The organism is Bradyrhizobium sp. 138 (assembly GCF_023074075.1).
Lineage (GTDB): Bacteria > Pseudomonadota > Alphaproteobacteria > Rhizobiales > Xanthobacteraceae > Bradyrhizobium.
Genome location: NZ_JADPKT010000067.1, coordinates 22,828 through 34,195, shown reverse-complemented (window position 1 = coordinate 34,195; position 11,368 = coordinate 22,828). Strand labels below are relative to the sequence as shown.

Annotated in this window: 3 protein-coding genes and 1 pseudogene; 2 read left to right on the top strand and 2 right to left on the bottom strand. The window is 58.0% G+C overall.

Features of this window, described 5'->3' with window-relative positions; all coding sequences use genetic code 11:
* A pseudogene (locus IVA79_RS22140) lies at nt 1–311 on the top strand (transposase domain-containing protein); the annotation flags it as partial.
* 997 nt (nt 312–1,308) lie between these two features.
* Here IVA79_RS22140 and IVA79_RS22130 read toward each other — a convergent pair.
* Together IVA79_RS22130 and IVA79_RS22125 are read right to left on the bottom strand one after the other, a co-directional pair.
* Nucleotides 1,309–1,698 (bottom strand): response regulator, encoded by a 390-nt coding sequence (locus IVA79_RS22130; RefSeq protein WP_247333144.1) that lies wholly within the window; start codon nt 1,696–1,698, stop codon nt 1,309–1,311.
* 91 nt (nt 1,699–1,789) lie between these two features.
* Complete coding sequence (locus tag IVA79_RS22125; RefSeq protein WP_247333143.1) at nt 1,790–2,473, bottom strand: response regulator transcription factor; 684 nt, start codon at nt 2,471–2,473, stop codon at nt 1,790–1,792.
* A gap of 3,201 nt (nt 2,474–5,674) precedes the next feature.
* Here IVA79_RS22125 and IVA79_RS22120 point away from each other — a divergent pair.
* Nucleotides 5,675–11,245: an ATP-binding sensor histidine kinase gene (locus IVA79_RS22120; RefSeq protein WP_247556623.1), complete on the top strand. Its 5,571-nt coding sequence runs from the start codon at nt 5,675–5,677 to the stop codon at nt 11,243–11,245.
* Nucleotides 11,246–11,368: the final 123 nt, after the last annotated feature.

Genomic DNA, 11,368 nt, shown 5'->3' with positions numbered 1-11,368 from the left:
ATCCTGCGCGGACAATTCTCGGAATGCTGCGCGCCATCACTTCGGAATGCCGCGCGCGATCAAATCGGAACGGTGCGCGCGATCGCCTTGGAATCGGCAGCATGGTTGTTCGCCGTTCTGATCGCGGCGCGGAGCGGGCTGCCGTGATGGCCACGCTTATCATGACGGCGCGTCTCAACGACGTCGACCCGAAAGCCTGGCTTGCCGACGTCTTCGCGCGCATCGCCGACATGCCGCAGAATCGCCTGCACGAGTTGTTGCCCTGGAACTGGACGCCTCCGGCGTCGAGGTCCTCCACCCAGGCGGCGTAGCCATGCACGTCCACAAGGTTCCCGCCGTCTTCACCATTGCTCGCGTCCCAAAAGACCTCGGCGAAGACGAGGACTGGCTCTGGGACGCGGCCAACGGAATGGACACAGAGGATGGCGTCGGGTTTACGGCATAGGTGACGACCAGGTCATGGCGTTCACCGACTTCGGCATTGAAAACCTGACGGAGCTCATCAGGATGCACAAGAAGACCCCGAACTCCTCAAGCGGTGGAATCGGTGAGCCCCTGTCCGCGGCCTAGCTCGGATGGATACGGCTTATCGCGCGTCCAGAGCCCGGCTTTTGGCCTTGCGTTTGGCCGGAACCGGCGCGGAGAGGCGTGGATGCGTTCGGCAGCAAAGGCGTGGGCTTAAAATCGCTTCGACCAGTGGCATTTGTGTTGCCCTGCAGCGGATGCGTAGGTTTCGGGTGCTTCGGCCCGCCGAGGGGTTGCTGGGAGCAAATGCAAGTTGGCGAGTTTGGCGTACACCACTCAATCCTGCGAAAGCCCAACATCGCCAAAATGCGATCTTTGTGGCTTTTGTGAATTCCGCACCGATCGTTCGACCGACTGCGTGATTTTGGCCGCGATCGCCGCGCCTTTCCTCCCACAAACTCCGGTGCCCGACCTATCTGGAGCGGTCGCACAAGTTTCAGGTGAGTTCTTTGTTCTAACGAGGTACTGCCGGCAAGCCGCTGCCGTGGCACTTTCGCGCTAAGCTCAGCAAGGATCGTAGCACTGAACGTAGGGCGCTCCTTCGTTAAAGCGAGGAGGGCCTCGCCTCGTCCGATTGCGCGATCATACCAGAGGCACCTTGTCAGGAGCCCGACATTGCAAGTGTTTCAACCAGATGCCGAAAGTGCAACAACAACGACAGGAGTGCGGCAAGATCGAAAGGCGAGGATCGCCACTGGCACGCGGTAGCACGGGCAATCGCGCATTGATCGACATCGTAAGCGCCGCGCGGGTGCGGCTTGGTCCAGACTGCTTCCCCATCTTTCACGCGTTCGTTCCACCACGATGCTCGCTAAGCGCTTCATCGACGCAGGCGATCAACTCCAGACTGGCAAAGGGCTTGGCAAAAAAGCCGGTTACGCCGGCGCTCAACGCGCGGGCTCGCGTGCGATCATCTGCGAAGGCAGTCATCAGGATGAATGGCGCAGCGTGGCCCTGGGCCCGCATCTGTTCCAAAAGTTCAAAGCCGCTCATCATGGGCATCTGCACGTCTGCAATGACACAGGACGTATCGTTCAATTGAGATGACCGCAAGAATTCCTCAGCCGATGCAAACGTACGAACGTTGTGACCCTGCGATTTCAAAAGGTTGTTCAGTGCGGCACGAATCGAAGGATCGTCGTCGACAACGGAAACAGTTGAATACCTAGACACGACGACCCGTTCTTAGTTGGGCGAAGGCGCTGGCGGAAGCATGACGGCCAGCAGAAGGATGCGCTTGCACGACGAAATTGTAAAATCATACCTAGGTTTGTACCCTGAAACGGTCGGTCCCAATTCCCAGCCTCTCAGTCATCCTGATCAAATCGGCCAGGGATCGAGCTCCCATCTTCTTCATCACGTGACCGCGATAGATTTTGACTGTAATCTCGGCGAGCCCGAGTTCCGCAGCTACCTGTTTGTTCAATAGGCCGGCGGCGACTAGTTTCAATACATCCTGCTCTCGTGGACTTAGGGCCTCAAACAAGGACTGTAGCCTCCTGACCACCTTGTCTACACCTCGTCTCTTCCGATCCTGTTCGATAGCTGCGACTACGCCATCGAGTAGTTCCTGATCGCGAAACGGCTTGCTGAGAAAATCGATTGCTCCACTCTTCATGGCTTTGACAGTCATCGGAATATCGCCATGAGCGGTGATGAAAATAATAGGAATGTGAATCTTCAGTTTGGCTAACTCACTCTGGAGCTCAAGGCCGCTCAATCCCGGCAGCCTGATGTCAAGCACAAGGCAGCTAGGAACATCAGGGAGCTCGCTCTGGAGCATTTCCCGGGCCGATCCGTAAGCAACGACATCCAGACCAATCGAACGAAATAGGTTGACCAGCGATTCGCGCATTGAGAGGTCATCGTCGACGAGGAAGACGCTCGGCCTCACCTCCGGCCCTACGACATTTGCGGCTTCTTTCCGCGGTTCAGAGCGCTTGGTCACGATCAGAGCCTCACTTGTGCGATTTACAGTAGAATCGTCGCCTCACTACGACCTTTGATTGACCATGTTGCCTTTCGAGGACTTTCGCGCAGTGCAAAGTTTGAGATTTTCCAGGTATGTGACGGGTCAGCCATTCGCGCCAGCGTGATGCATTACAGTAAAGTCTAGCAAAAACCGCCCGACTGGTCGAGAACTGCCTTTCGCGTCTGTCCGCCGTCGCGTCGGATCGGCCCCGCGGCATCGATCAAAAGATCAGCAGCAGGCGCTCGCTTTAGCATGGCGGCGCGTGTCGCCTGGCCCTCGCGAATGAGGCCTGCGGACGACCCATTATGCGGCTGAAGGATCAGAATGCCCGGCGCCTTGGTAGTTGAACACGGGGGCGCGAGCTGAGCGAATTGGCGCTATCGTGCCTGTGCATGCGCCGATCCCGCCGGCGTTGAGATCGGCAAGCGGCGTAGACTATCGCACCCATACTAAGGAAAATAGACATCAGAACGAGTAGCAGCGGCATCAGCACATGAACTTTTCTTTTTCTCAGAGCGCCTGCGAGTTGCTCTTTGCGAGGTTGAGGAAAGCATCTTGCACCGACTTCGTACAACCTGACGCTAGGTCCGATTCAAGTCCTTTCCGTCATGTTTGTCGTAAAGATGCTCGAACTCGAGCTGCTGCAGGCGCTCACGTGCGTTCGTGCCGTTGCTTCCTTCACGAGGCTCGCACCCCAAGATGAGGCGGCGTAATCTGAATGGACAGGCGGGACACACTTCATTCGGTGTCCAGCTGCGGACCAGTTCGCCAACACGCAGTAGTATTTGTTCTCCTGCATCAGCAAAACAACCGCTGATCCAGCGAAAGTATCATTCTCCTACCAGAATTGGCGGACATCACAGGTCCGTGCCGGGCACCTCGAAGATCGGCTCTTTGAGCTACATAGGAACGACAAAACGCGCTCCGAGCATCAACCTGAAGCTGTTGTCAGATCAGCAAGTAGCTCATCGATTTGCTCAGGGCCTATGGCTCAGGCAGGGTCATTACGGGCGGCCCGATGCACTCCGTTGAGCAGAAAGCGCGTCGGGTTCGCCCCACATCGCCCAGGACATCCGTGGTGAGGCTGCCTCCAATGAAGCAACCAGCGCGGCAAAACTGAGGCTCGCTCAGCAAGGCAGACTAGGAGTGACTGCCTGCAACTTCGCACCGGCCAGGAAGGGCTTGAAGCGTTCGTAGCCTCAGGTTGTACGATGCCGGTGTACATTTATTGGCAAAGAAGGTTCCGCTGTTCTTCATTTAATTGCAGTTCTCTTCACCGGTTTTGGGGTAGCCTACGCCTTTCTTGAACTCTGTTCAAGCAGCGAACCGCAGCGAGCGGCATTCCGATCAGCAAGGGCCTATACGGCGCCCGGTGAGCGCATCAGGGGTGCCTTTGTCGCCGGTCAGTTGCTCCATCAATGGGGGAGCGCGGTTTCGCTCACAGTGGTTCGCAGATCTGCCCTTGATGGTGTGGTTCAGAGTCGATCACTGCATGGCGCCTTCCAACAATGGAGCCAGGAGTGAACGTCGACTCGAAAACGGCACCGCGCTTCTCCGCCGGATTTCTAGCCTGAGCGCCCTTGCGGCGTTTATGTTCAGCGATTCGACCGAGCATCTTGCTTTCCTCAGGCCTTAGAAGCACGCCTTCATGGCCGATTGTGGAGCAAACGTCTTTGGCGGCAGTGCTGTTAAGCGTGGGCGAATTCTCGGGACCGGCTTCTGTGAGAAAGGGTCGTTCGACATCCCAGATATCAGCAAGGCGATCGCCGAGCTCACTGATTCGTCTGATCGCATTCAGAGCGGTTCGCACAATAGTCAACTAGGGAGGCGACATTCCGCCGGTCGGCGTAAGTGCCCTGCCGTCCGGTATTCCTCGGCCGGCATCGACCTCAGATCTAGGGACTGCTCGGAGATCGACAGCTTCGTACTGGCCTCGAGGGGAACAGGCTGAGCTGATACCGCGCCGGTGCGGTTTCAGCTCGAAAAAGCAATATCGGCCGCGCTTATGTCCGCGGGGTAGCCATCGAAGCGGCGGAAAGGTCCAGCTGTGCGACTTGCTGCAATGGACCGAGCGCTCCGAGCCTTAGTAAATCCGATTTCGAGGGGCTCATGCTAACCAAGAATCTGCTTCAGTTCTTTGGCGCCAGTCGCTCGATCAGGCGCTGTGGTTTATTGATCAGTCAATGTCCAAACGCGCTGCCGCATCATTGGATTTGTCTCGTTGGAGTTAGATCTCTGCTGCGATCGTGAATCAGCCTCGTGACTAGCGTCTGAGAGGCGTTGTCGAAGGGGCGGCCTTCCTCAAGTGCAATATTGTGTACGGCGAGCTCCTTCAAATATCCTGTCGGATACACAGGCTCGTGCTTCCTTAGCGGTACCGCGACCTCGCCGCGCTGCTTGCTTCATGGGGACAGCATGATCAACATTCCACAGATAACGCCGGGACGGACCGGACGCACGCTCAGGCCCTGACAGTGCGCGCCGGGACGGCTTCGAAACTAGATAAATACGTTTCTCGGCCCAATGCCATGTTAGTTTGGTGCTGAAGACTGAGCGCGTCGATGGTATGGTCGCTTGCTCAAGACATACTCTGTCTCTGTGCGAAGCAAGTTGTGGCGCTCGGGGCTTCAGTTCGCGCCAGGAGATCTCGCAATTGGCTCATGGGATGGCGTTGGCGCATCGCGGCCCGGACGCCCAGGCCGATGCAGCGCTCAGAAGCCGGCGTCCAATGGCCTCGCGCGTTGTGCCGATCATGGGCAAACCGATCAGCTTTCACATGTCATTGTCTGCTTGAGCGGTGGCAGCGATCTGGGCGCTGCTGCACGCGGGCAGTGGGCCGTGGTCGGGTAACGGGCCACGAGCCGCTCTATCGAATACAATCCTTCGCCCACACACTGCGCTAGTCCGCAGCGCCCGCCGCCGATGCTGTGCAGGCCCGGCCGGCGCGCAGGGTTGGGCTGGATCGACACGATCGCGTCACGTATTGGGTGTGTAAGTCGCATCTCGGCGTGCCGCGGTCGCGCTCGCCGGTCTCGCGCTCGTCCCGCGAGACGATGTCGGCCTTGGCGCCACCCTTTGGCGGCCTTAATCGGTACTCGCGCCGTTTTGCGAAGTCCCTTCACAAGCTCGCCCCATATGTGTCAGGTTTCGGATCAGTCCTTATTGACGGGCGGGCAAATGCCACGGGACCCCCTCAGCCGAACTCTGTTCGGTCCAAATGTCGACAGTGACATCCAACCCCTGTGGGAGGACGGTGATCGTGCGTTCTGCCGTGCGTGGCGCCGGCAAATCCACGGCAGCAGGGCTGTCGTGCTTGTCGTGCGGCCCATCACGGAACACCCAGCGACGCTCGACCGCCTCGCCCATGAGTGTGAGCTGAGGGAGGAGCTAGACGAGGCATGGGCGGTGCGGCCGTTGGAACTCATCCGGGAAGCTGGTCGGACTATGCTTGTCCTGAAGGATCCATGCGGCGAGCCGCTGTTAAATTTGATCGGGATCCGTATGGAGCCCAAGCGCTTCCTGCGCCTCGCTGTTGGTATCGCGAGGGCCGTGGGCAAGCTTCACCGGCACGGCTTGGTCCACAAGGACCTGAAACCCGCTCACATTCTGGTCAATTGTCCTGACGAACAGGTGCGACTCACTGGGTTTGGACTGGCTTCCCGTCTTTCCCGCGAGCGCGTGCCGCCTGAGCCTGCCGAGTTCATCGCTGGCTCGCTGCCCTACATGGCGCCCGAACAGACCGGACGAATGAATCGCTCGGTCGATTGTCGCAGTGATCTCTATTCACTTGGCGTGACATTCTACCAGATGCTGACCGGCGCGCTGCCGTTCACGGGCTCAGATCCCTTGGAGTGGATCCATTGTCATATTGCAAGAAAAGCAATACCGCCCGTCGAGAAATCGCAAAACCTCCCGGAGCCGATATCTCAGATTGTGATGAAACTCCTCGCGAAAACCGCCGAGAAACGCTACCAGACTGCCGCTGGCCTTGAGCACGATCTGCAACACTGTCTCGCAGCATGGGCCAACCACGGTCGCATCGACCCGTTTGAGCTCGGCACAGACGACACACCTGATCGGTTGCTCATCCCCGAGAAGCTCTATGGCAGAGCCCTTCAGATCGAGGCTTTGCTTGCCTCTTTCGATCGCGCGGTGAAAAGCGGCGCGCCGAGGTTGGTGCTCGTCGCTGGTTACTCCGGTGTCGGTAAGTCTTCGCTCGTCCAGGAGCTACACAAAGCGCTGGTGCCCTCGCGCGGGCAGTTGGTGTCAGGCAAATTCGACCAACTGAAGCGCGCCGTTCCTTATGTGACGCTAGTGCAGACGTTTCAGAGCCTAGTCCGTCCTCTTCTCAGCAAAAGTGAGGGCGAACTCGCGACCTGGCGGCAAGCGCTCCGGGAGGCGCTCGGCGCGAATGGACGACTGATGGTCGAATTGATCCCCGATCTGAGCCTGATCATTGGCGAGCAGCCCGCGGTTGCTGAGCTTCCAGCCCGGCAAGCGCAAATTCGTTTCCAGCTGGTGCTTCGCCGCTTTATTGGCGTGTTCGCCCGGCGAACCCATCCTTTGGTGCTCTTCCTCGACGATTTGCAGTGGCATGATGCCGCAACGCTCGACTTGATCGAGGATCTCCTGACCCAGTCGGATCTGCACCTGCTGCTCATTGGAGCTTACCGCAGCAGCGAACTTGATGCAGGCCATCCACTCAAACGCAAGCTCGACTCCATCAGGAGAGCCGACGTAAATTTCGAGGAGATCACGCTCTCGCCGCTCACTGCAGACGATGTCGCGCAGTTAGTCGCGGATACCCTTCGCTGCGGACCAAAACGCGCTGCCCCGCTTGCAAAGTTGGTGCATCAGAAGACGATGGGTAATCCGTTCTTCGCCATTCAATTCCTTTCTGAACTGGCCGAAGAGCAGCTGTTGACGTTCGATCACGAGTCGGCGCGCTGGCGATGGGATCTCGAGCGTATTCACGCAAAAGCGTACACCGAGAACGTCGTGGATCTGATGCTCGGCAAGCTCATCCGCCTGCCCGAGGAAACGCAGGACGCGCTGCAACAGCTGGCCTGTTTCGGCAACATCGCCGGGGCGGCGGAGCTTGCGATCGTGCTCGAAATTTCGCAGGAGCAGGTGCACGCGACCCTGTGGCCGGCGATCCGGCAGGAACTGATCGCGCGCCACGGAACAGCCTACCGCTTCCTCCACGATCGCGTTCAAGAGGCGGCCTACTTGCTGCTGCCAGAATCCTCGCGCGCTCCTGCCCATCTGCGGATCGGTCGGATGCTGGCGGCGCACGTCCCTGCGCACAAACGCGAAGAGGCTATCTTCGACATCGTCAGCCAACTCAATCGAGGTGTCGCGCTAATTTCCTCCGATCAGGAGCGTGAGCAGCTCGCAGAGCTGAATTTAGTCGCAGGGCAGCGTGCCAGGGCGTCGGCGGCCTACGCCTCGGCACTCACATATTTCACCGTCGGTGCTGCGCTGCTCGCGGAGCACTCTTGGCGAAGGCGCCACGAACTCGCGTTCGCACTGGAGACAAGCCGGGCCGAATGCGAATTCTTGGTAGGCCAGCTGGACATTGCAGAGAGCCTCCTGTCCGTACTGTCGAAGCGCGCCTTGAACGCGCCCCAGCGAGCAACGGTCGCATGTTTGCGGGTCGATCTATACTTGACGCTCGGTCAGCACGGGCGGGCAGTATTCATAGGGCTCGAATATCTTCACGACGTCGGGATCGAGTGGTCGCAGCATCCGACGGACCAGGAAACATTAGCCGAATATCAGCGGATGTGGTCACAGCTGCCCCACGCAATCGAGGATCTTGCTAGCTTGCCTGCAATGACAGATCAGACCACGCTTGCCACGCTTGCCGTCTTGACCCGGATTCTTCCGCCCGCAGGTTTCACGGACGCCAATTTATCCGCTTTGGTCATCTGCAGAGCTGTCACCATCAGCCTCGAATACGGCAACACTGATGCTTCTTGCGCCCATTACGCATGGCTAGGCCGAATTTTGGCCGGGCGCTTCGGTGACTACCAAGCAGCTGACAAGTTTGGTCGTCTTGCTTGCGACCTGGTTGATCGCGGTGAGTTCTCCCGCTTTCGGGCTCCCGTCTATTTGGCCTTCGGGTGCAACGTGATCCCGTGGACGAAGCCCCTAAGAGGTGGCCGAGTTTTGATTCGGCGAGCGCTCGCAGCTGCTGTCAGCAGCGGCGATGTCATCTATGAGGCGTACAGCTTGCTTCATCTAACCTCAAATATGATCATGGCCGGAGATCCCCTGAAAGAGGTGCAAAACGAGATAGAGAAAAGCTTTGCTACGATACGGAATAGAAAGGTTCAGTTTGCTGCTGATACCGTAGCCGCTCAGCTCGCACTCATTAGAAGCATGCGCGGCCTCACGCGCTCATTCGGTTGCTTCGATGACCAACAATTTGACGAGCTAGACGTCGAGCGATCGTTGGCACGCAGTCCGGAGCTGTCACCTAGCGAGACCGTCTACTGGATCCGCAAACTTCAGGCGCGATTTATAGCCGGCGATTATGCTGCGGCTGTTGATGCTCGCTCCAAGGCGAAGCCCAAATTATGGACCATGCCGACAGAGCCGTTGATCGCGGAGTTTCACTTCTATGGGGCGCTGTCTCACTCATGTTATTGCGACAAGCCAGGCGAAAGTGAACAACAGCAACATCGGGATATCATTGATGCCCATTACAGACAGCTGCAGATATGGGCCACGAATTGCCCCGAAAACTTTGAGAATCGGGCTGCCTTGGTCGGCGCTGAAATTGCAAGGCGGGAATACCGCGATACAGACGCAATGCGACTGTATGAACACTCAATCCAGACCGCAGCACGTAACGGTTTCGCCCACCACGAGGGAATCGCTTGCGAACTTGCAGCGCGCTTTTATGCTGCGCGCGGTTTTGACAGAATCTCCCGGGTTTACCTGCAGGACGCGCGGCGCGGCTACCTTCGTTGGGGAGCAGATGGCAAAGTGCGTCAGCTCGACGAGCTGAATCCCCATCTCAACCATGAGGAGACCACTCCTGCCGCGAATGGAATGAGGATCGGAGCTCCGGTTGAGCATCTTGATCTCGCGACGGTGACAAAAGTCTCGCAGGCGATTTCCGGCGAGATGGTTCTTCAAAAACTAATCGACACGCTTATGCGGACTGCCATTGAGCAGGCCGGCGCCGAACGAGGTTTGTTAATTCTGCTGCATGGAGGCGAGCCGCGGATCGAGGCGGAAGCCGCAACGGAAGAGGATGCGCTGCTTGTAAAGGTGAATGAACAGCCCGTAACTCCGATGGCACTTCCCGAGTCCGTGCTGCATTTCGTCCTACGTGTCCGCGAAAACGTCATTCTCGAAGATGCTGCCGCCGAGCCTTCATTTGCGGAAGATCCGTATATCCGCGAGCGCAAAGCGCGTTCCATTCTTTGCCTGCCACTGATCACGCAGGGCAAGCTGATCGGCGTACTTTATCTGGAGAATAATCTCGCCGCGCGCATATTCTCGGCTGCCCGCAACTCGGTGCTGAAAATGCTTGCCTCGCAAGCTGCAACAGCGCTGGAAAACAGCCGGTTGTACAGCGAAGTTCAGGAACGGGAGTCGAAAATCCGGCGCCTACTCGACGCTAACATCATCGGAATATTTATCATTCGCGAAGGAGGCGAGATCATCGAGGCAAATCAAACCTTCCTCAAGATGGTTGGATACGACCGAGAGGATCTCGTCGCGGGGCGAGTGAACGGTCTCGACCTGACACCGCCAGAATGGCACGAGCGCACACTGGATGCTGGAACAGAAGCAAAACGGACCGGAGCTGTTCAGCAGTTCGAGAAAGAGTATGTCCGCAAGGATGGCAGCCGCGTGCCGGTGCTAATTGGCCTCGCCGTCTTCGATGCGCGCGACGACCAAGGTGTTGGCTTCGTCCTCGACCTGACAGAGCGAAAGAGAGCGGAAGCGGAAGCCCGTGAAAGCGAACGACGGTATCGCGAGACTCTGATGGGGCTGGCACACGCCAATCGGATCACGACAATGGGACAGCTGGCCGCCTCAATCGCCCATGAGGTCAACCAGCCGATTGCCGCGATCAGCAGTAATGCGGGGGCGGGGCTAAATTGGCTCGGTGCTCAGCCGCCAAATCTGGAAGAAGTTCGGCAGACCTTCGGTTTGATTGTCCGTGACAGTATGCGTGCAGGGAACGTGATCCGTCGGATCCGCGCTCTTATGAATAAGGCTCCTATGCAAACGGAGCTTCTCGCAATTGACGAATTGATCTTAGAGGTGCTGGCGCTAGTTCGCGCGGAACTTGCGAAAAATGATGTATGGGTGCAAACGGGACGGGCTGAGGCGTTGCCGCTCGTTCGCGCAGATCGCGTCCAGCTCCGGCAGGTGATTCTCAATTTGATCACGAACGCCATCGAGGCCATGAGCGAGATCAACGAAGGTGACCGCGAGTTACTGATCAGTGCGCGGACAGATGACTCGAATAACGTAGTGGTCACTTTTCGGGATACGGGTCCAGGACTCGATCCGAACAGCGCTGACCGCCTGTTCGAGGCGTTTTACACCACCAAGTCCGAAGGGATGGGCATGGGGCTCGCTATTTGCCATTCTATTATTGAGGCGCACGGAGGCCGGATGTGGGCGGGCGCCAATGATCCTCGCGGGGCCGTCTTTCAGTTCAGCATGCCGGTTGCGCCGGAGGGCGTGGATCGGTCGGAACAGGTCTCTTCAACGTCTTAGGCTCGAGTTCGATATCGAGCAGGGCGCTCCGGGAGCCCCGATCATCGTGACAGAAGCGAGCGGCGAGACCTCGAGGATTTGAGACATTCGCGTTTCTTACTGCCCATCGGGGAGTGTTGGAAC